The sequence below is a fragment of the Streptomyces sp. NPDC052020 genome (assembly GCF_040680575.1).
In the GTDB taxonomy this organism is placed as follows: domain Bacteria; phylum Actinomycetota; class Actinomycetes; order Streptomycetales; family Streptomycetaceae; genus Streptomyces.
Genome location: NZ_JBFAWY010000002.1, coordinates 283,703 through 305,425 on the forward strand (window position 1 = coordinate 283,703; position 21,723 = coordinate 305,425).

At 72.5% G+C, this 21,723-nt stretch carries 16 protein-coding genes; 9 read left to right on the forward strand and 7 right to left on the reverse strand.

Translation table 11 applies throughout. The features are described from left to right. Positions 1-66 precede the first annotated feature (66 nt). From AB0L74_RS03205 to AB0L74_RS03220, 4 genes are all read left to right on the forward strand, one after another. The gene (locus AB0L74_RS03205) at positions 67-1,851 is read left to right on the forward strand and encodes an ABC transporter substrate-binding protein (protein ID WP_365645009.1); all 1,785 of its coding nucleotides are present in this window, start codon (positions 67-69) and stop codon (positions 1,849-1,851) included. Positions 1,852-1,933: 82 nt separating this feature from the next. After that, entirely contained in the window at positions 1,934-2,914 is a 981-nt protein-coding gene (locus AB0L74_RS03210; RefSeq protein ID WP_365645011.1) for an ABC transporter permease, read from the forward strand. A gap of 9 nt (positions 2,915-2,923) precedes the next feature. After that, positions 2,924-3,949, forward strand: a complete 1,026-nt coding sequence (locus AB0L74_RS03215) for an ABC transporter ATP-binding protein (RefSeq protein ID WP_365645013.1) — start codon at positions 2,924-2,926, stop codon at positions 3,947-3,949. Between the two features lie 26 nt (positions 3,950-3,975). Next, positions 3,976-5,019 carry a dipeptide ABC transporter ATP-binding protein gene (locus tag AB0L74_RS03220; protein WP_365645015.1) on the forward strand — a complete coding sequence of 348 codons (1,044 nt, stop codon included), beginning with the start codon at positions 3,976-3,978 and terminating at the stop codon, positions 5,017-5,019. A gap of 288 nt (positions 5,020-5,307) precedes the next feature. On the opposite strand, the gene typA is transcribed toward AB0L74_RS03220, so the two are convergent. Both typA and AB0L74_RS03230 read right to left on the reverse strand, forming a co-directional pair. Beyond that, positions 5,308-7,224 carry a translational GTPase TypA gene (typA, locus tag AB0L74_RS03225; RefSeq protein ID WP_365645017.1) on the reverse strand — a complete coding sequence of 639 codons (1,917 nt, stop codon included), beginning with the start codon at positions 7,222-7,224 and terminating at the stop codon, positions 5,308-5,310. A 168-nt stretch (positions 7,225-7,392) separates the two neighbouring features. Further along, positions 7,393-9,720 carry an ABC transporter family substrate-binding protein gene (locus AB0L74_RS03230; RefSeq protein ID WP_365645019.1) on the reverse strand — a complete coding sequence of 776 codons (2,328 nt, stop codon included), beginning with the start codon at positions 9,718-9,720 and terminating at the stop codon, positions 7,393-7,395. A 288-nt stretch (positions 9,721-10,008) separates the two neighbouring features. Here AB0L74_RS03230 and AB0L74_RS03235 point away from each other — a divergent pair, with 288 nt between their 5' ends. The 4 genes from AB0L74_RS03235 to AB0L74_RS03250 all read left to right on the forward strand — a co-directional run bounded on the left by AB0L74_RS03235 (position 10,009) and on the right by AB0L74_RS03250 (position 14,061). Continuing rightward, entirely contained in the window at positions 10,009-10,299 is a 291-nt protein-coding gene (locus tag AB0L74_RS03235; protein WP_365645021.1) for a hypothetical protein, read from the forward strand. A 47-nt stretch (positions 10,300-10,346) separates the two neighbouring features. Then, entirely contained in the window at positions 10,347-11,183 is an 837-nt protein-coding gene (locus AB0L74_RS03240) for a hypothetical protein (RefSeq protein ID WP_365645023.1), read from the forward strand. Positions 11,184-11,320: 137 nt separating this feature from the next. Further along, positions 11,321-13,288 carry a fumarate reductase/succinate dehydrogenase flavoprotein subunit gene (locus AB0L74_RS03245; protein ID WP_365645025.1) on the forward strand — a complete coding sequence of 656 codons (1,968 nt, stop codon included), beginning with the start codon at positions 11,321-11,323 and terminating at the stop codon, positions 13,286-13,288. Next, on the forward strand, positions 13,285-14,061 hold the full coding sequence (locus AB0L74_RS03250; protein WP_365645027.1) for a succinate dehydrogenase/fumarate reductase iron-sulfur subunit: 777 nt from the start codon (positions 13,285-13,287) through the stop codon (positions 14,059-14,061). The genes AB0L74_RS03245 and AB0L74_RS03250 overlap by 4 nt, the downstream gene beginning before the upstream one ends. Positions 14,062-14,092: 31 nt before the next feature. On the opposite strand, the gene AB0L74_RS03255 is transcribed toward AB0L74_RS03250, so the two are convergent. Continuing rightward, positions 14,093-15,340 (reverse strand): hypothetical protein, encoded by a 1,248-nt coding sequence (locus tag AB0L74_RS03255; RefSeq protein ID WP_365645029.1) that lies wholly within the window; start codon positions 15,338-15,340, stop codon positions 14,093-14,095. 22 nt (positions 15,341-15,362) lie between these two features. Here AB0L74_RS03255 and AB0L74_RS03260 point away from each other — a divergent pair, with 22 nt between their 5' ends. Then, on the forward strand, positions 15,363-16,955 hold the full coding sequence (locus AB0L74_RS03260) for a hypothetical protein (RefSeq protein ID WP_365645031.1): 1,593 nt from the start codon (positions 15,363-15,365) through the stop codon (positions 16,953-16,955). Between the two features lie 78 nt (positions 16,956-17,033). Here AB0L74_RS03260 and AB0L74_RS03265 read toward each other — a convergent pair whose 3' ends face one another. The 4 genes from AB0L74_RS03265 to AB0L74_RS03280 all read right to left on the reverse strand — a co-directional run bounded on the left by AB0L74_RS03265 (position 17,034) and on the right by AB0L74_RS03280 (position 21,304). Further along, positions 17,034-19,670 (reverse strand): SpoIIE family protein phosphatase, encoded by a 2,637-nt coding sequence (locus AB0L74_RS03265; RefSeq protein WP_365645033.1) that lies wholly within the window; start codon positions 19,668-19,670, stop codon positions 17,034-17,036. Positions 19,671-19,920: 250 nt separating this feature from the next. Then, positions 19,921-20,364, reverse strand: coding sequence for an ATP-binding protein (locus AB0L74_RS03270; protein ID WP_365645035.1), 444 nt, complete (start codon positions 20,362-20,364; stop codon positions 19,921-19,923). A 213-nt stretch (positions 20,365-20,577) separates the two neighbouring features. After that, positions 20,578-20,994, reverse strand: a complete 417-nt coding sequence (locus tag AB0L74_RS03275; protein WP_365645037.1) for a (deoxy)nucleoside triphosphate pyrophosphohydrolase — start codon at positions 20,992-20,994, stop codon at positions 20,578-20,580. Positions 20,995-21,115: 121 nt separating this feature from the next. Further along, a complete protein-coding gene (locus AB0L74_RS03280) occupies positions 21,116-21,304 on the reverse strand; it encodes an SPOR domain-containing protein (RefSeq protein ID WP_365645039.1) in 189 nt (62 codons plus the stop codon). Positions 21,305-21,723 lie beyond the last annotated feature (419 nt).

A 21,723-nucleotide genomic window follows, 5' to 3' on the forward strand; every position in this document is an offset into this window, starting at 1 on the left:
GCCGGGCGACGGGGCCCGGCCGTGCCCCAGTACCTCCTTCGTCCCCTCCATCAGAACGGGTCAGCCATGTCTCTCTCCCGCAGAAACTTCGTCATCGCCACCTCTGTCGCGGCCGCGGGCTCGACGCTGCTGTCCGCGTGCAGCAGCGGCAACGCGGGCGGCGGCGGCGAGACCCCTCACGCCGGGGCGACCGAGTACACCGGCGCCAAGGTCACCGTCGGCACCGCGGAGGACTCCACCGGCCCCGCGCCGGAGATCCCCGGCGCGAAGAAGGGCGGCACGATCTACGGCCTGGCCCCGGACGACTTCTCCCACCTCGACCCGCAGCGCATCTACTACGCGTACAACTCCACCGTCGCGCTGCTGCTGCACCGCTGCCTGACCGGCTACAAGATCGACTCGTCCGGCAAGCAGAAGCTGGTCGGCGACCTGGCCACCGACACCGGCACCGCCTCCGACGACAACAAGACCTGGACCTTCACCCTGAAGGAAGGTCTGAAGTGGGAGGACGGCAGCGAGCTGACCGTCGAGGACGTGCGCCACGGCTTCGAGCGCTCCTGGGCCACGTTCGTCACCGAGGGCGCGGACTACGCCCAGCGGGCGCTGACCGGCAAGGGCGGCAAGTGGCGTGACGTCTACGAGGGCCCCTACGGCGGCAAGCACCTGGACGCGATCGTCACCGACAAGGCGAAGCGGACGATCACCTTCAAGCTGAAGGAGTCCAAGCCGGACTTCAACTTCACCCTGGCGATGCACTCCTACGCCGCCGTGCCGGTGAAGCTGGACACCAAGGAGAAGTACGACAAGAAGCCCGTCGCCAGCGGCCCGTACAAGATCAAGGCGCACACCACCGACAAGTCGATGGTGCTGATCCGCAACAAGCACTGGGACCCGAAGACCGACTCGATCCGCAACGCCTACCCGGACGGCTTCGAGTTCCGCTTCGGCGTGGAGACCCTCGACTCCACGGACCGCCTGATCGCCTCGCAGGGCAACGACGCCTACGCCGTCTCCATCTACAAGGGCGTGCCCGCCGAGCGCATCCAGAAGGTGCTCGGCGACCCGGAGCTGAAGAAGCGCACCTTCAACGGCCTGCTCACCGGCACCTACTTCTACTGGATCAACACCAAGCGGGTCACCGACCTGAAGGTCCGCCAGGCCCTCATCCACGCCTGGCCGCTCCAGCAGATCCGGCAGATCTACGGCGGCCCGTCGGCCGGCGACTTCGCGACCTCGGTCCTCAGCCCCGACATCATCGGCTACGAGAAGTTCGACGTCTACGGCAAGCTGAAGAAGCCGCAGGGCGACCCGGAGGCCGCGAAGAAGCTGCTGAAGGAAGCCGGCAAGGAGGGCCAGAAGATCGTCTACGCCTTCCCGCAGGACCCGACCTACAACAAGACCAAGGTCGTCATCGAGAACGCGCTGAAGGCGGCCGGCTTCACCCCGGTCATCAAGCCGATCGACTCCACCTCGTACTACGACCAGGTGCAGCAGATCGACAACAGCTTCGACGTGATGTGGGGCGGCTGGTCCCCGGACTGGCCGACCGCCTTCACGATGATCCAGCCGCTGCTCGACGGCGATGCCATCGGCAACGGCAAGAACAACGTCTCGCAGACGGACGTCGACTGGATCGACGAGGGCATCAAGAAGAACGCGGTCATCGCCGACCAGGCGGAGGCGGGCAAGGCCTGGGCCGCGCTGGACAGGCGGATCATGGAGGAAGTGGCGCCGATGATCCCCGAGACGTACATGCGCCGCTTCTACGTGTACGGCGACAAGGTCGGCGGCGCCCAGTTCGACCCGAACTTCTCCGCGACCCTGCTGTACAAGACCTTCGTGAAGGCCTGACGTACGGCCCCCTGGCGGGGCGGCCCGAGCGCCGCCCCGCCTTCTCACCCCCTACGGCATCCGTCAGGAAAACCCAACTGCCATGTTCCGCTTCCTTGTCCGCCGGACCCTCGGCGCGGCTGTGATCCTGCTGATCATCAGCGCCCTGGTGTTCGTCCTGTTCTACGCCGCTCCGCGCGACCCCGCCCGTATCGCCTGCGGCAAGGTGTGCACCCCAGAGACCCTGGAGCTGGTGCGGAAGAACCTGGGGATCGCCGACCCGCTCCCCGTGCAGTACTGGGAATGGCTCAAGGGCCTGTTCGTGGGGCGTGACTACACCTCGTTCGGGCGGTGCGACGCGCCGTGCCTCGGCTACTCGTTCCAGAACCGCGAGCCGGTGCTGGACACCATCCTGGACCGCTTCCCGACCACCCTCTCGCTGGCCATCGGCAGCTCCGTGGTCTACCTGATCTTCGGCATCGGCACCGGCATGCTGGCCGCCGTCAAGCAGGGCAAGGCGCTGGACAAGATCGCCAGCTCGGCCTCGCTGATCGCCTCCTCGATGCAGATCTACGTGGTCGGCGTGCTCGCCACCTACCTGCTGGTCGACCAGTGGCACCTGCTGGACCGGGCGAACTACACCCCGTTCACCGACAACCCCGCCAAGTGGGCGCAGGGCCTGCTGGTGCCCTGGCTGGTGCTGTCGCTGATCTGGACCGCCAACTACACGCGTATGACGCGCTCGCAGATGGTGGAGACGCTCAGCGAGGACTACGTGCGCACCGCCCGCGCCAAGGGCCTGTCCCGGCGTACGGTGTTCTTCCGCTTCGCCTGGCGCGGTGCGATGGGCCCGATCATCACCATCTTCGGCCTCGACCTCGGCATGCTGCTCGGTGGCGCGATCATCACCGAGTCGACGTTCAGCCTCCAGGGTCTGGGCATGCTCTCCGTCAAGGCGGTCAGCACCAACGACCTGCCGATGCTGCTCGGCGTGGTCCTGGTCGCCGCCGGCGCGATCGTGGTGTTCAACATCATCGTCGACGCCGTGTACGCCCTCATCGACCCGCGCGTGCGCCTCGCCTAAGGAGAGACCATGAGCACCCCCTTCCTCTCCGTCCGTGACCTGAAGGTGCACTTCTCCACCGAGGACGGTGTCGTCAAGGCCGTCGACGGGCTCTCCTTCGACCTGGAGAAGGGCAAGACCCTCGGCATCGTGGGCGAGTCCGGGTCCGGCAAGTCCGTGACCAACATGGCGATCCTCGGCCTGCACGACCGGCGCAACACCGCGCTGGACGGCGAGATCCTGCTCGACGGCAAGGAGCTGATCACCGCCACCGAACGCGAGCTGGAGCAGCTGCGCGGCAACAAGATGTCCATGATCTTCCAGGACGCGCTGGCCTCGCTGTCGCCGTACCACACCATCGGCGCGCAGATCGGCGAGACGTACCGCAAGCACACCGGCGCCTCCAAGAAGGAGGCGCGGGCGCGGGCGGTGGAGATGCTGCGCCGGGTGGGCATCCCGCAGCCGGACGTGCGGGTGGACGAGTACCCCCACCAGTTCTCCGGCGGTATGCGCCAGCGCGCGATGATCGCGATGGCGCTGGTCTGCGACCCCGAGCTGCTGATCGCCGACGAGCCGACCACGGCCCTCGACGTGACGGTCCAGGCGCAGATCATGGACCTGCTCAAGGACCTCCAGCAGGAGTTCGGCACGGCGATCATCTTCATCACGCACGACCTCGGCGTCATCGCCGACGTCGCGGACGACGTGCTGGTGATGTACGGCGGCCGGTGTGTGGAGCGGGGCGCCAAGAAGGAAGTGCTGCGCGCTCCGCAGCACCCGTACACGCTCGGCCTGCTGGGTTCGATGCCGAGCCTGGACGGCCCGGTCGACGTGCCGCTCTCCCCCATCCCGGGCTCGCCCCCCTCGCTGCTCAACCCGCCCTCCGGCTGCCGTTTCCACCCCCGGTGCGCCTTCGCCGAGAAGGTCGAGGGCGGGCGCTGCTCGGCCGAACGGCCGGCGCTGGAGGTCGTGGACGGCCGGGGCTCGGCGTGTCACCTCACGTCCGGGCAGAAGCGCGAGCTGTTCGCCGACTACGCCTCGGCGCGGACCCACTGACGGAAAAGAGACGGGACCCCACCACCATGAGCAGCACCACTCCCCTCCTGGACGTCAGCGGTCTGACCAAGCACTTCCCCATCAAGGGCGGCTTCCCCATCCGGCGGACCGTCGGCGCCGTCCAGGCCGTCGACGGGCTCGACTTCCAGGTCCACGAGGGCGAGAGCCTCGGCCTGGTCGGCGAGTCCGGCTGCGGCAAGTCGACCACCGGCCGGCTGATCACCCGCCTGCTGGAGCCGACCGGCGGCACCATCCGCTACCGGGGCCAGGACATCACCCACGCCGGCCGCAAGCAGCTCGCGCCGGTCCGGTCCGAGATCCAGATGATCTTCCAGGACCCGTACGCGTCCCTGAATCCGCGGCAGACGGTCGGCAAGATCATCTCTGGTCCGATGGAGATCAACGGGATCAACCCGCCCGGCGGCCGGGAGAAGCGGGTCCGGGAACTGCTGGAGATCGTCGGACTCAACCCCGAGCACTACAACCGCTTCCCGCACGAGTTCTCCGGCGGCCAGCGGCAGCGGATCGGGGTGGCCCGGGCCCTGGCGCTGGAGCCGAAGCTGATCGTGGCCGACGAGCCGGTCTCGGCGCTGGACGTGTCGATCCAGGCGCAGGTGGTCAATCTGCTCCAGAAGGTCCAGCGGGAACTGGGCATCGCGTTCGTGTTCATCGCCCACGACCTCGCCGTGGTCCGGCACTTCTCCCAGCGCGTGGCCGTCATGTACCTCGGCAAGATCGTGGAGATCGCCGACCGCGACGACCTGTACGGCAGCCCGCGCCACCCCTACACGCGGGCCCTGCTGTCCGCCGTACCCGAGGCGTCGGTGGACGAGGCGCCCCGCGAGCGCATCCGGCTCACCGGCGACGTGCCCTCGCCGATCTCCCCGCCGTCCGGCTGCCGCTTCCGCACCCGGTGCTGGAAGGCGACGGAGAAGTGCGCGGACGAGGCTCCGCCGCTGGCGCGGGTGGAGGGCGACGCGCCGGGCCACCTGACCGCCTGCCACTACCCCGAGACGGGCGAGACCGTGCCGTCTCCCCGCCTCGCCAAGGACCCCGAAGCGGCGGCCTGACCACACCCCTTTCCGTCGGCCGCCCCTGGGCGAACGGACTTTCACGGCCCCTCGACCGGGCCCTGGACCGTCCGCTTCCCGGGGAACGGAAGGCCCGCGCCTGCCCAGGCGCGGGCCTTCTCCGTGGCGCCGACGGTCCTCCTCGGGCTCCTGTGCTTGTGCGCCCCGGCTCCCGGGCTCCCCGTGTTCACCGGCAGGAGGGGCGCGCGAAAAAGCCCGGGCACCCCCACTGGTGGGGGCGCCCGGGCTCAGGCGCCGGGGGCCGGTCCGGTCGGGGGACCGGCCGGGTCAGCTGTGCTTGGCGCGGCTCGCGGCCCGCGCGCGCTCACGCTGGTCGAGCACCACCTTGCGGATGCGCACGGCCTCCGGGGTGACCTCGACGCACTCGTCGTCGCGGCAGAACTCCAGCGACTGCTCCAGCGACAGCTTGCGCGGCGGCACGATCGACTCGGCCACGTCGGCCGTGGACGACCGCATGTTGGTGAGCTTCTTCTCCTTGGTGATGTTGACGTCCATGTCGTCGGAGCGGGAGTTCTCGCCGACGATCATGCCCTCGTACACCTCGGTGCCGGGCTCCACGAACAGCACGCCGCGCTCCTGGAGGTTGGTCATCGCGAACGCGGTGACGACACCGGAGCGGTCGGCGACCAGCGAACCGTTGTTGCGGGTCGTCAGCGTGCCGAACCAGGGCTCGTGGCCCTCGTGGATGGAGTGCGCGATGCCGGTGCCGCGGGTCTGGGTGAGGAACTCCGTCCGGAACCCGATCAGGCCGCGCGAGGGGACCACGAACTCCATGCGCACCCAGCCGGAGCCGTGGTTGGACATGTTGTCCATGCGGCCCTTGCGGACGCCCATGAGCTGCGTGACCGCGCCCATGTGCTCCTCGGGCACGTCGATCGTCATGCGCTCGACCGGCTCGTAGACCTTGCCGTCGACCTCCTTGGTGACGACCTGCGGCTTGCCGACGGTCAGCTCGTAGCCCTCGCGGCGCATCTGCTCGACCAGGATGGCCAGCGCCAGCTCACCGCGGCCCTGCACCTCCCAGGCGTCGGGGCGGTCGGTGTCCAGCACGCGCAGCGAGACGTTGCCGATCAGCTCGCGGTCCAGGCGGTCCTTGACCTGGCGCGCGGTGACCTTGCGGTCCTTCACGGCCGCCTTCGCGTCGGCGCCCTTGCCGGTGCCGCCGCGGCCCACCAGCGGGGAGGTGTTGGTGCCGATGGTCATGGAGATCGCGGGCTCGTCCACCGTGATCAGCGGCAGCGGAACCGGGTTCTCCGGGTCCGCGAGGGTCTCGCCGATCATGATGTCGGGGATGCCGGCGACCGCGCAGATGTCACCGGGGCCGGCCTTCTCGGCGGGCTTGCGGGTGAGCGCCTCGGTCATCATCAGCTCGCTGATGCGCACGTTCTGCACGGACCCGTCGCGCTTCATCCACGCGACCGTCTGGCCCTTCTTCAGCTCGCCCTGGTGGACGCGGAGCAGCGCGATACGGCCGAGGAAGTTGTCGGCGTCCAGGTTGGTCACATGGGCCTGGAGCGGGGCGCCCTCCTCGTAGGTGGGGGCCGGGATGTGCTCCAGGATCGTGCTGAAGAACGGCTCCAGGGAGGTGGAGTCGGACGGGACGGTGCCGTCCTCCGGCTTGGTCAGGGACGCGATGCCGTCCCGGCCGCAGGCGTAGACGATCGGGAACTCGATCTGCTCCTCGTCGGCGTCCAGGTCGAGGAAGAGGTCGTAGGTCTCGTTGACGACCTCGTCGATCCGGGCGTCCGGACGGTCCGTCTTGTTGATGCACAGGATGATCGGCAGCCGGGCCTGGAGCGCCTTGCGCAGCACGAAGCGGGTCTGCGGCAGCGGCCCCTCGGAGGCGTCCACCAGCAGCACGACACCGTCCACCATGGACAGACCGCGCTCGACCTCGCCACCGAAGTCGGCGTGGCCGGGGGTGTCGATGATGTTGATGGTGATCGGGTCCCCGCCGTCCTTCGGGTGATACTTCACCGCGGTGTTCTTGGCGAGGATCGTGATGCCCTTCTCACGCTCCAGGTCGTTGGAGTCCATCATGCGGTCGTCGACGGAGTCGAGCTGGTGGGCGGCGAAGGCGCCGGCCTGCTTCAGCATGCCGTCGACGATGGTGGTCTTGCCGTGGTCGACGTGGGCGACGATGGCGACGTTGCGGATGTCATGACGTGTGGTGGACACGGCCATATTGCGGCGTACTCCCGGAGTGTGAGGAATGCCCTGCGCGTACGTCTGTGTTACGCGGGCCCTGCCGGGCGGAACATGCCACGGCCTCACCCCATGGTACGGGGCCGCCGCCGGGACGGCGTGCCGGGTATCACGCCGCGGCTCACCGGCCCGGCCGGGAGAAGCGGTTCAGGACGCCGGGCTCGCCGACGGCCGCGCCCCCTGGGCGCCCTTCTTCAGGAAGCCCATGTCCTCGTACACCGGCGTCTCGAAGCCGAAGGCACCGGCGTTGGCGAGGTTCTTCCGGGCGGCGACGAGCTGGGGCCGCTGGTACAGGGGAAGGGACCCGGCCGCCGCCCAGATCCGGGAGTCCGCCTTGCGCAGCAGCGCGCGGGCCTCCTCCTCGTCCAGCGTGGCCAGGGCCTGGTCGAAGAGGTGGTCGACCTGGTCGGTGCCGACCCGGGTGTAGTTCTGCTCGACGTTCAGGGAGCCGTCGGCGGCCGGGACCGGCTTGGCGTAGACGGGGCGCGCGTCGGTGGCGGGGAAGGCGGACGCGGGCCAGGAGTACAGGGCCAGGTCGTACTGGCCGGACGCGACGTGGTCCTTGAAGTAGCTGTGGTCGGAGACCTTGGTGAGGTCGGTGCGGATGCCGACCCGCTCCAGCATGCGGGAGATCCGCTCCGCCACCGTGCGCAGCGCCTTGGAGCCGGAGCCGGAGGGGACCACGAAGCGGAGCGTGAGCGGCTTGCCGTCCTTGGCGAGCGGCGCCGCCGCCGAGCCCGCCGGGGCCGCCGTGCCCTTCGGCGCGTAGGCGCCGGGGGCACCGCCCTGCGCCTTGTTCTCCCCGTTCCGCCCCTTCTTCCCCTTCTCCTCTTTCTCCTCCTCGTTCTCGTCCTTCTCTTTGTTCTCGTTCTTCTCTTTGTTCTCGTTCTTCTCGCCGTCCCCCTTCTCCGACCCGTCCGCGTCCGAGCCGCCCTCGTCGCTCCTGTCGCCCCCGTCGCCGTCGTCCCCGCTCTTGTCGTCCTCCCCGACGATGTACGTGCCGTCGTCGCCGCCCGGCGACTCCTCCTCCGACTTCTCCCGCCCGGCCCCCTTCCGCTCCCCTCCGGCGGCCTTCCCGCCCTCCGTCACCGGCCCGCCCGGCACCCACCCGGCGTCCGCGAGCAGCGCCAGCGCCCCCTTGGTGTCCTGCCCGCCGAGGGCTCCGCTGCCGTCGGCGTACGCGGCCTGGCCGGACAGCGCCAGGTGACTGCCGACCGGCACGGCGGGCAGTCCGAGGGGCTTCAGGACGGCCTGGGCGAGCTCCTCGCGGTCCAGCGCGCGGGCCACGGCCCGGCGGACCCGCTCGTCGGCGAGCGGGCCGTCGGCGCCGTTGAGGGCGAGCTGGGTGTAGGCGGGCTCCAGGGACTTGCGCACCTCGTAGCCGCTCAGGGCCCGCTGCCGGCGCTCGCGGGCGGCAGCGGCCTTGCGCCGCTCCTCCCGGGCGAGGGTCTCCTCGTAGGCGGCCTCCTCGTCGGAGCCGTTGGCCACGGCCCAGGAGCGCAGGGCGTCCGCGGCCGAGCGCGCGCCGCCCGCACCGGCCTGCGCGGAGCCGCCCGGCCCCATCAGCGGGGTACCGGCGCCCGTGCGGCGCGGGGCGGCGGCGAACCCGGCCCCCCGGGCCGCGTCCGGGTCGAGCTCGGCCAGGTCGATCTCGCCGGCGACCAGCGCGGCCGTCCGCTTGTCCCGGGGCAGCGCGCGCAGCGCGATCCGCGACAGCTTCGCCTGGTCGCCCCACCAGCGCGGGTTGCGGGTGAGAACGACCTCGTCCTCCTCGCGGTCGACCTTCTCCACCGCGAAGGGGCCGGCGGTGACCTCCAGCTCGCGCCGCGCCCCGTCGTTGAAGGAGTCCGGGGTGCCCATGACGTCCTTCGGGTACAGCGGGGTGAACAGCGACTTCCAGTCGGCGTAGGGGCGGCCGAAGGTGACCCGGACCTCCAGGTCGTTCTTGCCGCGCTCGATCTTCTCGATGCGGTCGTAACCGGCGTTGCGGGCCGTCCAGTAGGCGCTGTCCCGGCCGGAGAGGGCCCGCCACTGGGCGGCGAAGTCCGCGGCGCCGATCTCCCGGCCGTCGCTCCAGACGGCCTGCTGGTTGAGCTTGTAGAGGACGACCTGCTTGGGCTCGGTCGCGACGACCCGTGCCGACTCCAGGTAGTCGGGGTTGCGCACCGGGCGGCCGGCGGCGTCCATCCGGTACATCGACGGCAGCACGGCCTGGGCCACGCGGGTGGTGGTGGCGTCGGCGTCCGCCTGGAAGGCGTTCAGGGTGTCCGGTACGGAGTCCACGGCCCAGCGCAGCGTGCCGCCGTCGGCGACGCGGGCGCGCGCGGCGGGAGCGACGTCCTGTGCCGCCAGCGGCTTGCCGGCCGCCTCGCCCTCGGAGCTGCACGCCGCGAGGGCGGGCACCGCGAGCGCGCCCGCGGTGAGGAAGGCGACCGAGCGCGTGACCGCGCGCGGTCCGACGCCGACGTGGGACATCTCTGCTACCTCCGGAAGGCCGCGGGCGTTACGATCACTTTTGGCGGTATATGGAGCTCATCAGATCTATGCGGCCACTGAAGAGGAAAGGGTTCGGCAACTCTGAGCGACACGTCGACCACGAGCGGTAAGGTCACTCGTACGACGTAACGCACCTGCGGACACACCCGCGCACCTCGGCCAATCGGGTGCACATCCCTTCCCAGAGCAGGGTGTGACGCGCGACACTCGCAGGCGCATGAACGTTGCCGTCTTGGGCCTCGAAGGCCGCGGAAGCGAGGGCAAGTCATGTCCGTGCACGACGAACTCACATCGGTCCAGCGCTGCCTGGAGGATCTGTTCCGGTCCATCGGCCGCCTGGAACAGCAGCTCGGCGGCAGCGGCCTGGAGATGCGCCGGGTGCGCACCGACGCCGACCACCTGCGGGACAGCGTCGCGCTGCTGCGTCAGGCGGCGGCGTCCCCGGCCGCGCCGCAACGGCCCGACCTCGTCACCATCTCCGACGCGCCGTACGACCTCTCCCTGTGGACGGACACGGACGACGAGGGCCTCGGCGCCCGCGACCGCCGCGCCCCCTGAACCGCCGTCCGGCGCGCCCCTGAACCCTCAGTAAGGGGAGTCATATCTTGGCCACTGGTACGGAACCACCCCCCGCCACACAGCCCCGCCCCGGCGGCGGCGTCCACACCGCGACGCGCGCCGCCATCGCCGCCCGGCACCTGCGCACCGACCGCTGGTGGCTGGCCCCGGCCGCCACGGCCGCCGGCCTGCTGGCGTTCGTCGTCTACTCCACCTGGCGGGCCTTCGCCGGCGCCGACTACTACGCGGCGCCCTACGTCTCGCCGTTCTACTCGCCGTGCCTGGCGGAGAACTGCGTGCCGATGCGGGGCGGGCCGAACTGGGAGATCCTCGGCGGCTGGTGGGGCGTCTCACCCGCGATCATCATCCTGATCTTCCCGCTCGGCTTCCGCCTGACCTGCTACTACTACCGCAAGGCGTACTACCGGGGCTTCTGGGCGTCCCCGCCGGCCTGCGCGGTGGCCGAGCCGCACCGCGGGTACACCGGCGAGACCCGCTTCCCGCTGATCCTGCAGAACGTCCACCGCTACTTCTTCTACGCGGCCGTGCCCGTCGCGGGCATCCTGACCTACGACACCGTGCTCGCCTTCCGCGACGAGCACTACGCGTGGGGCCACATGGGCCTGGGCACGCTGGTCTTCCTCGTCAACATCGTGCTGATCTGGGCGTACACCCTGTCCTGCCACTCCTGCCGGCACATCGTCGGCGGCAAGCTGAAACATTTCTCCCGGCACCCCGTGCGCTACCGCATGTGGCAGCTGGCGGGCAAGCTCAACGCCCGGCACATGCAGCTGGCCTGGGCGTCCCTGCTGAGCGTGGCCCTCGCCGACCTCTACGTGTATCTCGTCGCGTCCGGCGTCTTCGACGATCCGAGGTTCTTCTGATGCGTCCCGGCGAGTGGCGCGTGCGTCCCCACGAGCCCCGAGGAGTCCCGAAGAACCCCGGCGAGCCCCGAGGGGTCCCGACGGCTTCCGACGGCTTCCAACGACTTCCGACGACTTCCGATGAGTGAGGCCCTGTGATGTCCGTGGTCGACCGGCAGGAATGGGACGTGGTCGTGGTGGGCGCGGGCGGCGCCGGGCTGCGCGCCGCGATCGAGGCGCGCGAGCGGGGCGCCCGTACGGCCGTGATCTGCAAGTCGCTCTTCGGCAAGGCGCACACGGTGATGGCCGAGGGCGGCATCGCGGCGGCGATGGGCAACGTCAACGCGGGCGACAACTGGCAGGTCCACTTCCGCGACACCCTGCGCGGCGGCAAGTTCCTCAACCAGTGGCGGATGGCGGAGCTGCACGCCCGGGAGGCACCGGAGCGGGTGTGGGAGCTGGAGACCTGGGGCGCGCTGTTCGACCGCACGAAGGACGGGAGGATCTCGCAGCGCAACTTCGGCGGCCACGAGTACCCGCGCCTGGCCCACGTCGGCGACCGCACGGGCCTGGAGCTGATCCGCACCCTCCAGCAGAAGGTGGTCGCCCTCCAGCAGGAGGACCACCGCAGGACCGGCGACTACGAGTCCGGGCTCAAGGTCTTCCAGGAGTGCACGGTCACCCGGGTCCTGAAGGACGGGGACCGGGTCTGCGGGGTGTTCGCCTACGAGCGGGAGACCGGCCGGTTCTTCGTCCTGGAGGCGCCCGCCGTGGTGATCGCCACCGGCGGCATCGGGAAGTCCTTCAAGGTCACGTCGAACTCGTGGGAGTACACCGGCGACGGGCACGCGCTGGCGCTGCTGGCGGGGGCGCCCCTGGTCAACATGGAGTTCGTGCAGTTCCACCCGACGGGCATGGTCTGGCCGCCGTCCGTGAAGGGCATCCTCGTCACCGAGTCGGTGCGCGGCGACGGCGGGGTGCTGCGCAACAGCGACGGCAAGCGGTTCATGTTCGACTACGTCCCCGACGTCTTCAAGGACAAGTACGCGGAGTCGGAGGACGAGGCCGACCGCTGGTACGACGACCCCGACCGCAACCGGCGCCCCCCTGAGCTGCTGCCCAGGGACGAGGTGGCGCGGGCCATCAACACCGAGGTGAAGGAGGGCCGGGGCTCCCCCCACGGCGGCGTCTTCCTCGACGTGTCGACCCGGATGCCCGCCGAGGTGATCAAACGGCGGCTGCCGTCCATGTACCACCAGTTCAAGGAGCTGGCCGACGTGGACATCACGGCCGAGCCGATGGAGGTCGGCCCCACCTGCCACTACGTGATGGGCGGCGTCGCCGTCGACTCCGACACGGCGGCGGCGCGCGGCGTGCCGGGGCTGTACGCGGCCGGCGAGGTCGCCGGCGGCATGCACGGCTCCAACCGCCTGGGCGGGAACTCCCTCTCCGACCTGCTGGTCTTCGGGCGCCGGGCGGGACGGTATGCCGCCGAGTACGCGACCGGCCTGGCCGCGGCGCGCCCCCGGGTGGACGACGGCCAGATCGGCGCCGCCGCCGCGGAGGCGCTGCGGCCCTTCTCCGCGCCGGGGGAGAGCGGGGAGCCGGCCGGCGGCCCGCCGGAGAACCCGTACGCCCTCCACCAGGAACTCCAGCAGACGATGAACGACCTGGTCGGCATCATCCGCCGCGACGAGGAGATGAAGCAGGCGCTGGAGAGACTGGCCGAGCTGCGCGGCCGGGCCCGCCGGGTCGGCGTCGAGGGGCACCGGCAGTTCAACCCGGGCTGGCACCTCGCCCTGGACCTGCGGAACATGCTGCTGGTCAGCGAGTGCGTGGCGCGGGCCGCGCTGGAGCGCACGGAGTCGCGCGGCGGGCACACCCGCGAGGACCACCCGTCGATGGACCGCGGATGGCGCCGGATCAACCTGCTGTGCCGGCTCGCCGGCCCGTCGGAGGGCCCGGCGGCGGACGGTCCGGCCGGTGGCCCGGCCGCAGCGGACCCGGCCCTCGCCCGGATCGCCCTCACCCGTGAGACCACCGAACCCATCCGCCCCGACCTGCTCGCCCTCTTCGCGAAGGAGGAGCTGGTCAAGTACCTGGCCGAAGAGGAGCTGGACGAATGAGCGGCTACGAGGCCCGCTTCCGGGTATGGCGGGGAGACGCCGAGGGCGGCGGTCTGAAGGACTTCACGGTCGAGGTGAACGACGGCGAGGTGGTCCTCGACATCGTCCACCGCCTCCAGGCCACCCAAGCCCCCGATCTCGCCGTGCGCTGGAACTGCAAGGCGGGCAAGTGCGGTTCCTGCTCGGCCGAGATCAACGGACGGCCGCGCCTGATGTGCATGACCCGCATGTCGGTCTTCCGCCGGGACGAGACGATCACCGTCACCCCGCTGCGCGCCTTCCCGGTGATCCGCGACCTGGTGACGGACGTCGGCTTCAACTACGACAAGGCCCGCCAGGTCCCGGCGTTCGTCCCGCCCGCCGGGCTCGGCCCCGGCGAGTACCGCATGACGCAGCAGGACGTGGACCGCTCGCAGGAGTTCCGCAAGTGCATCGAGTGCTTCCTGTGCCAGGACACCTGCCATGTCGTCCGCGACCACGAGGAGAACAAGCGGGCGTTCGCCGGGCCGCGCTTCCTGATGCGCGTCGCCGAGCTGGACATGCACCCCCTGGACGCGGCGGCCGAGACGGGGCTGGACCGCAAGAGCACCGCCCAGGAGGAGCACGGCCTCGGCTACTGCAACATCACCAAGTGCTGCACCGAGGTCTGCCCCGAAGGCATCAAGATCACCGACAACGCGCTGATCCCGCTGAAGGAGCGGGTCGTCGACCGCAAGTACGACCCGCTGGTGTGGCTGGGGTCGAAGATCCGGCGGCGGTCCTCGGCCGGGTGACGGCTCGCGCGGTCCCCGCACCCCGCGCCCCTCACCGCACCCAGCCCTCCCGGTACGCCCGCCAGTCCGCCTCCGTCGCGGCGAAGTCCACGTAGAGGGCCACGCCGAAGCGGGCGCGGTCGGCGTCGGTCCGGGACAGGCCGAGCCGCACGCCCCGGACGGCGGCCGGGACGGTCTCGGCGTGGGCCCAGTGGCCGAACCGGTTCTCGTGGAAGAAGGGCAGGCCCATCAGCAGGTCGGTGGTGGGCGGGGTGACCTCCAGGGCGAGCGCGGTCTGCTGGGCGACATAGCCGCCGTAGGTGCTCCGCAGCGGCTGCATCGTGTCGTACGACATCACGGCGATCTGGTCGACGCGGCGCGCCACCTGGCCGAAGAACTCCTGCGACCACCACTTCGGATGCCCCGTGACGGCGCCCCAGAAGGAGTGGAAGCCCGGGAGCGGGTCGATCTGGTGCGCGGCCACCGACAACTGCGCGTGCCGGTCCCGGGTGACCCGGCGCAGGTCGTCCAGGAGTCCGAGGTAGTGACGGTCGCCGGAGTGCAGGGGCTCCAGGTCGAGGTGGACGCCGTCGTAGCCCGCGTCCAGCACCTGACGGGCGGAGCGGACGACGGCGGCGCGCGTGGCGGGCCGCTCCAGCCGCATGCCGTCGGGGCTCTCGGTGGCGAGGACGTCGCCGAGGAACGCCTGGACGCGGATGCCGGGCAGCGTCCGGTGCACCCCCTCGATCAGCCAGCGGGCCCTCGGGTACAGCGCCTTCGGCAGGGTGCCGTCGTGCTCCAGCGGGCCGGTGTGGACGTACAGGTCGCGGATGCCGGTGTCCCGCAGGCGCCGGGCGAAGGCGGCGAGGTCCGCGTCGTCCTTGCGGCCGTCGACCCAGGCGTGGCCGAGCCAGATGGCGTCGCGGTTCCTGGTGAACGTGCCCTCGGCCGGATCGCCCGCGTAGGCGACGCGGAGGGCCGTCTCGGCGGCGATCAGGGGGAGGAGCACGGCCAGGACGACGGCCAGGACACCGCGGCGGACCCACCGCGGCCACCGGGGCCGGCGTCGCCCCCGCGGCGCCGGCGCGCCACCCTCCCCGGCCCGCCCGGTCCCCGGCTCGGCGGCCTCGGCGGATTCCGGCGCGTCCGTCCCCTCCCCGCCCGGCTCGGGGCCCGGCCGCCTCCCCGGCTCCGCGGCCGCGCGCCGCGCCTCCCGCGCCCGCCGCGTATCGCTCGTCCGCTCCATCGGCCCGCCCCTCATCTGTCGGCCACCCCGGACGCCCCGGTCGCGGAGCCGCATTCGAGCCCATACGCTCCGAAATGTGACGTCATCCTTGGTACGGGGCCGGCCGCGCGGCGCCGCCTCGCACATATCCGTGCGGGTGGCGCACGCCGTGCTGGGCAGTGCGGCCGGGCTGGTGTGGCTGGTGTTGCCCGGGATGACGACGCCTGCCGAGGTTCCGGTTGCGCCCGCCCGCGATGTCGCGGTGGCGAGCGCCGCCGCGGCGGGCGGCGCGCAGGACGGCACCTCGACGGCGGACCTCGCCGTTCCGCTCCTCGCGGTGGGCGCCGCGGCGGTGCTGGGCGGCTACGGCTGGCTGCGGCGCACCCGCCGCGCCCGGACCCGTACCACCCCCGGCGGAGCGCCCGTCCCCCCGCCCGCTCCGCCGGTCGCCGAGCTCGACGCGCAGGCCCGGGCGGCACTGGTCGAGGCCGATGACTGCGTGCGCACCAGCGGTGCGGAGCTGGGCTTCGCCGAGGAACCGCTCGGGCCCGCGGCGGAGCCCTTCGCGGCGGCCCTGCGCTCGGCCCGGACCGAGCTGGCGGCGGCCTTCCGGATGCGCCAGCGGTACGACGACGGCGTCCCGGAGGAGGCCGCGGCCCGGCGGCACGCCCTGGCCGGGATCACCGGGCGGTGCCAGGAGGCGGGGCGGCGGCTGGACGCGGTGGCGGCCGGTTTCGACCGGGCCCGCGCTCTGGACCGGGACCCCGGGGAGGCGCTGACGGGGGCGGAGGCCCGGTTCCGGGGGCTGACCGCCCGTACGACCGCCACGGTGGCCGCGCTCGCGGACCTCGCCCGGCGGTATCCGCCGTCCGCGACCAGCCCCGTCACCGGCTATCCCGAACAGGCCAAGGACCGCCTGGTCTTCGCCACCGACCGGCTCAATCTCGCCCGTCAGGCCGCCGACCTGGGTGACCTTTACCGGGCGGCCCGGCACCTGCGGGCCGCGGAGGGCGCCGTGGCACAGGCCGGCCTCCTGGTCGCGGCCGTCGAGCGGCTCGCCGCGGACCTGGCGGCGGCGGCCGGGCTGGTGCCGGCCGCGCTGACCGGGGCGGAGGCGGAGCTGGCGGCCCTGCGGTCCGCGGCGCGGGCGCCCGGGACCGGCCCCGCCGCCGGGGAGAGGGGGGCGCGGCTCCGGCAGGCCGACGGTGTCCTGGCCGCCGTACGGGAGGACGTGACGGGCGGTCCGTACGACCCGCTGGACGCGCTGCGCCGGATCGTACGGGCCCTCGCGGCGCTGGGTGCCGGGCGGGCGGGGGTGCTGTCCGCCGCCGCGCTGCTCTGCGCCCGCGGCGTCACCGGGGCCGCCGCCGCCTTCGTCGCCACGCACCGGGGCGCGGTGGGCGCCGAGGCCCGCACCCGGCTGGCGGAGGCGGAGCGGCTCCTGGCCGCGCGCCCGGCCGAGCCGCTCGCCGCCGAGGCGCTGGCCCGCCGGGCCCGGGAGCTCGCCGCCCGGGACGTAGGGCAGTACGGCAGGCCGCGTGCCACGGCGGCCGGGGAGGGGGGCTGGGCGGACGGGGCCGTCCTCGCCGGGATCCTGCTGGGCGGGGAACCGGACGGCGGCCCGCCCGCGGCTTTCGGCGGGCCCCGCACCCGGGCGCGGTGGGCGCGTCCGGCGCGGCCGGCGGGGTGACACCGTCGCACCGTCCGGCCGCCCCGGTCGTGCCACCGGACCGGCCGGGTCCCGGGGGCGGTGCCGCGGGGCCCCGCGTCAGAACAGGTTCAGCAGCGCCTCCGCCGGGTCCTTCAGGACGTCGTCGTCACCCGGCAGGGGCAGTTCGAACCAGACCGTCTTGCCGCGCGGTGTGCGGCGGGAGCCCCAGGCGGCGCTGAGCAGCCCGACGAGTTGCAGGCCCCGGCCGCCCTCGTCGGTGTCGCGGGCGCGGCGGCGGCGCGGCTGGACCAGGCCGGAGTCCCACACCTCGCACACCAGCGTCCGGTCGAGGAGCAGCCGCAGTCTGATCTCCCCCTCGCCGTACCGGAGCGCGTTGGTGACCAGCTCGCTGACGAGCAGTTCGGTGGTGTCGACCAGCGCGTCCAGGCCCCAGGCGAGCAACTGGCCGCGCGCGTGCTCGCGGGCCCGGCCCACGCTGCGCGGCTCGCGCGGCAGGGTCCAGTCGCCGACTGACTCGGCGGGCAGTCCCTGCACCCGGGCCATCAGCAGCGCGATGTCGTCCTCACCGTGGTGGGTGTCGAGGGTGTTGAGGACGTGGTCGCAGACGTCCTCCAGGGGGCGGGCGGGATCCGTCAGGGCGCCGACGAACGCCTGGAGTCCCTCGTCCAGGGGGTGGTCGCGGGATTCGACCAGGCCGTCCGTGTAGAGGGCGAGCAGGGCGCCCTCGGGGAGTTCGACCTCCACCTCCTCGAAGGGTTCCCCGCCGACCCCGAGCGGCATGCCGGGCGGCACGTCGAGCATGAGGGCCTGCTCGCCGGGTTCGACCAGGACGGGCGGCAGATGGCCGGCGTTGGCGAAGGTGCAGCGCCGGGTGACGGCGTCGTAGACGGCGTAGACGCACGTCGCCAGGTAGACCTCGGACAGATCGGCCTCGCGGGGGCGGCGGGCGGCGCGGGTGGCCTGGCGGACGCCTCCGCCGAACGCCTGGGAGGGCCCGCCGGCGGCGCCCAGGCCGCGGGCGATCTCGTCCAACTGGGCGAGTACCTCGGCCGGCTCGAGGTCGAGCTGGGCCAGGGTGCGGACGGCGGTGCGCAGTTCGCCCATCGCGACGGCGGCGCGCAGGCCGCGGCCCATGACATCGCCGACGACCAGCGCGGTGCGGTGGCCGGGGAGCTCGATGACGTCGAACCAGTCGCCGCCGACCTCGCTGGGACGCCCGGTGGCCGCGTTGCCGGGCAGGTACCGGCAGGCGATGTCCAGACCGGACGCCTCCGGGTCGCCGGGCGGCAGCAGGGACCGCTGGAGGATCAGCGCGCGCTCGTGCTCGCGCCGGTACAGGCGGGCGTTGTCGATGCATACGGCGGCCCGCGCGGCCAGTTCCACGGCGAGGTCGCGGTCGCGGTCGCCGAACGGCTCGCTGCCCTTGGTCCGGGCGAACTGCGCCAGCCCCACGACCGTGTCGTGGGCGACCATCGGGACGGCGAGCATGGACTGCACGAGCCCGCCGTCCTCGGCGGGGACGGACCGCGGGCGGGCGGTGCGCAGGGCGTCGGCGCACGGCGAGTTGAAGGGGAAGTGGTGGACGGAGCCGACCGGGACCCGCTCGCCGGTGCCGAGGAAGGGGGCGTCGGAGACCGCGCTGGCGAAGGCGACGCGGCGCAACTCGGCGCTGCCGTCGGCGAGTCCCGGCGGAGTCTCGTCACCGGCCAGCAGGCCCTGGTACAGGTCGACGGTGGCCAGGTCGCAGAAGCCGGGGACGACGACGTCGAGGAGTTCGCGGGCGGTGGTCTCCAGGTCCAGGGAGTTGCCGATGCGGGCGCCGGCCTCGTTGAGGAGGGCGAGGTTGCGCCGGGCGGCGGCGGCCTCGCGGGCGGCGGCGCGGCGGGCGGTGATGTCGGTGCCGAGCCAGGCGATGCCGATGGGGCGGCCGGTGCCGCTGTGGACGCGGTAGAGGTTGACGGACCAGTTGCGGCGCTCCTCGGAGCCCGGAACGAACCCGGTGACGTGCATGTCCGTGACCGAGTCGCCGGTCTCCAGCACCCGGCGCAGGGTCGCGGCGACCCGCTCGGCCTCGCCGCGCGGCAGATAGTCGTGGACGCCCTTGCCGCGGTGGTCGTCGGGCGTGCCGCCGAAGACGGAGGCGAACCGGTGGTTGGCGCGGCGGACCCGGAGATCGGTGTCGATCAGCAGGAAACCGAACGGAGACTGCCCGAATATGGCCTGGGAGGCGGCGAGGTCGGTCTCGATACTGCGCAGGGTGCGGACGTCGACGACGATGCAGACGGCGGCCTTCTCGCCGTCGACGGTGCGCGTCGGCATGACGTAGACCTCGGCCAGTCCGCGCGTGCCGCCCTCGCCGCGGGCGTCGTCGGGCAGCCGGAAGGGCACCACGCCGGTCCACTCCCGCCCGTCGAGGATCTCCGCCATCTTGCGCTGGCCCCGCTCGCGCAGCTCGGGGTCGATGAAGACCTCGATGGGGTCCAGGCCGACGGCGCGCTCGGCCGGGATGCCGAACAGCTGCTCCGCGCGCAGGCTCCACTGGTCGACGAGCCCGTCGGCGCCGATGGAGAAGGAGGCGGCCTTGATGTAGTCGTAGATGGAACCGGGGGGACTGCTCTGCCACATGGCGTCCCCCGGCGGCAGCGCGCCGGAAGCCGGCCCGTCCGCGGCCACCGTCCTCGCGCCGTCCGACGGGCTGCCGCACTCCGTGGCCCTCGCTGGTATCTCGCTCACGCGAACCGTCCCCTCCAGCTCACCGCGTCCGGCACCGGTCACCGGGGGCGGCTGCCCGCAGTATCCAGCACTACGGTGCCGCACAACACGGTGTTCACGATCACAGCACGGTCCCGATGCTTTGTGTGGACCGGACCGTGACAACACTTCCAGTCTTCTAACCAGCGGACACGACGTCGAATCACGCCTTTTCGGCTTTGGGCGCCGATGCCGGGACCGGTCGCCGGGCGGGCGGGGCGCGCGAGCGGCGTCAGGCATCCGTGCGCCGTCCCGGCACGGTGAGCTCGAACCACACCGTCTTGCCCGCCTCCCGGGGCCGGGTACCCCAGCGGCGGCTGGCGGAGGCCACCAGGTACAGACCGCGTCCGCCCTCGTCCTCGGGGTGGGCGGCCCGTTCGCGGGGCATCTCGGGAAGCGAGTCGGACACCTCCACGCGCAGGACGCCGTCCCCGGCCGAGGGCGCGACGAGGCGGAGGCCGACGGGGCCGGTGGCGTGCCGCAGGACGTTGGTGACGAGCTCGCTGACCAGCAGCGCGGCGATGTCGCCCAGGCAGTCCAGGCCCCAGTCGCGCAGCCGGCCGCGGACGAGGGACCGGGCGGTCCGCACGGCACCCGGTTCCGCGGGAAAGGACCACTCGACGCACCCGCCGTCGATGTCGATCACGCCCATCACTTCCCCGGCCAGCAAGCCCACCGATATCCGGTTTCATGGGGTTAATGGGCCCATACCCGATATAGGCCGTGTGGTACCGCCCGCGCGGCCCGGAGACGTCCGGGTGGTGTCCGGGTGGTGCGGCCGGGTACGGCCGGGTGCGGGCGGGGCGTACAGAGGCACAGGCGGCGTACGCATGACGTACGGCGGTGCTCGCCGCCGGAGGGCGGGCGGGCCGTGCTCCCCCGTCGCGCCTCACGTACCGGGCGCCGCCTCCAGTCCGAGATGCGCGCACGTCTGCCGGACGGCCGGCACGTCCTGCTCGAGCCAGGGCACGTCCCAGATGTCGGCGGGCGGGAGCCAGCGCAGTTCGTCGTGGTCCTGCAAAGGTGCGGGGGCGGCGGAGCCGGGCAGCAGGCGGGCCGTCCACACGTGCAGGACATAGGGGGCCTTCAGCGGCCACTGCCCCGGGATCCGCTCACCGGCCTCGGCCTCGACGCCCAGTTCCTCGCGCAGTTCGCGCACCAGCGCCGCCTCGGGCGTCTCGCCCGCCTCGACCTTGCCGCCGGGCAGCTCCCAGCGTCCGGCCAGTTCCGCCGGTGCGCTGCGGCGCGCGGCGAGCAGGCGCCCGCCGTCGAACAGGGCGGCACCCACCACGATCCGTACCGTCATGCGCCGGAGCCTACGCGAGGGCGGCGCGGGCGCCGCGGGCGCCTGCCCGGCACCGGGGGCACCCCTGGCTCACGCGCGTGCGCCGCGCGCGGCCGCCCCGGCCGGGGGACTCAGGCGCCGGTCAGTCGCGCGCGCCCGTTCCGTTCTGGCCGATCCTCTCGACCCAGTAGAGCTGCTGGCCGCGGCCGTCCAGGCTGTCCGCGATCTTCTGGGCCTCCGCCCGGGTCGCGTACCTGCCGACGCGGTAGCGGCTGCCGTTGTCGTCCTGCCGGATGACAAGCCAGGGCAGAGCGACCGTGCTGTCGTTCATCGTGCCCCTCCCCTTCTCGCCCGCGGCCCGTACCGGGCCCCGCCCATCACTGAAACCCCGATGTGCATATGCCCGACCCTACGCCTAACCTTCACGCACCGGATACGGCTTTTCACAAAGAGGTACGCAACCGGCCAGCACCCAGGGGGCGCACGATGCCGAACGCGCCGCCCCCGGCCCCGATGTCTCCGGTCAGCGCCGTGACGGGCACCTCGGGGCGACCTGCGAGAACGACCGGAATCCAACGCCCCCCCGAGCGGTCCGGGCCCGCCGGAACCGCCGGCGATCGGCAAGAAGGGGCGCGAGGGGCGCGCGAGAAATGCGCGCCGGTCGCCGGGGGGCGGGAGGAGGACGGAGGGGGGCAGGGCGGGACGGGGGCGTCGCGCGCGGCGGGGCTCCGGGGACCCCGGAAAGGCGGC

Excerpts from the sequence above, each read along its gene's own strand:
- AB0L74_RS03205 (WP_365645009.1), top strand. The coding sequence starts at position 67 with ATGTCTCTCTCCCGCAGAAACTTCGTCATCGCCACCTCTGTCGCGGCC.
- AB0L74_RS03215 (WP_365645013.1), top strand. The coding sequence starts at position 2,924 with ATGAGCACCCCCTTCCTCTCCGTCCGTGACCTGAAGGTGCACTTCTCC.
- AB0L74_RS03275 (WP_365645037.1), bottom strand. The coding sequence starts at position 20,994 with ATGACGGTACGGATCGTGGTGGGTGCCGCCCTGTTCGACGGCGGGCGC.
- typA (WP_365645017.1), bottom strand. The coding sequence starts at position 7,224 with ATGGCCGTGTCCACCACACGTCATGACATCCGCAACGTCGCCATCGTC.
- AB0L74_RS03250 (WP_365645027.1), top strand. The coding sequence starts at position 13,285 with ATGAGCGGCTACGAGGCCCGCTTCCGGGTATGGCGGGGAGACGCCGAG.
- AB0L74_RS03220 (WP_365645015.1), top strand. The coding sequence starts at position 3,976 with ATGAGCAGCACCACTCCCCTCCTGGACGTCAGCGGTCTGACCAAGCAC.
- AB0L74_RS03230 (WP_365645019.1), bottom strand. The coding sequence starts at position 9,720 with ATGTCCCACGTCGGCGTCGGACCGCGCGCGGTCACGCGCTCGGTCGCC.
- AB0L74_RS03280 (WP_365645039.1), bottom strand. The coding sequence starts at position 21,304 with ATGAACGACAGCACGGTCGCTCTGCCCTGGCTTGTCATCCGGCAGGAC.
- AB0L74_RS03210 (WP_365645011.1), top strand. The coding sequence starts at position 1,934 with ATGTTCCGCTTCCTTGTCCGCCGGACCCTCGGCGCGGCTGTGATCCTG.
- AB0L74_RS03235 (WP_365645021.1), top strand. The coding sequence starts at position 10,009 with ATGTCCGTGCACGACGAACTCACATCGGTCCAGCGCTGCCTGGAGGAT.
- AB0L74_RS03255 (WP_365645029.1), bottom strand. The coding sequence starts at position 15,340 with ATGCGGCTCCGCGACCGGGGCGTCCGGGGTGGCCGACAGATGAGGGGC.
- AB0L74_RS03245 (WP_365645025.1), top strand. The coding sequence starts at position 11,321 with ATGTCCGTGGTCGACCGGCAGGAATGGGACGTGGTCGTGGTGGGCGCG.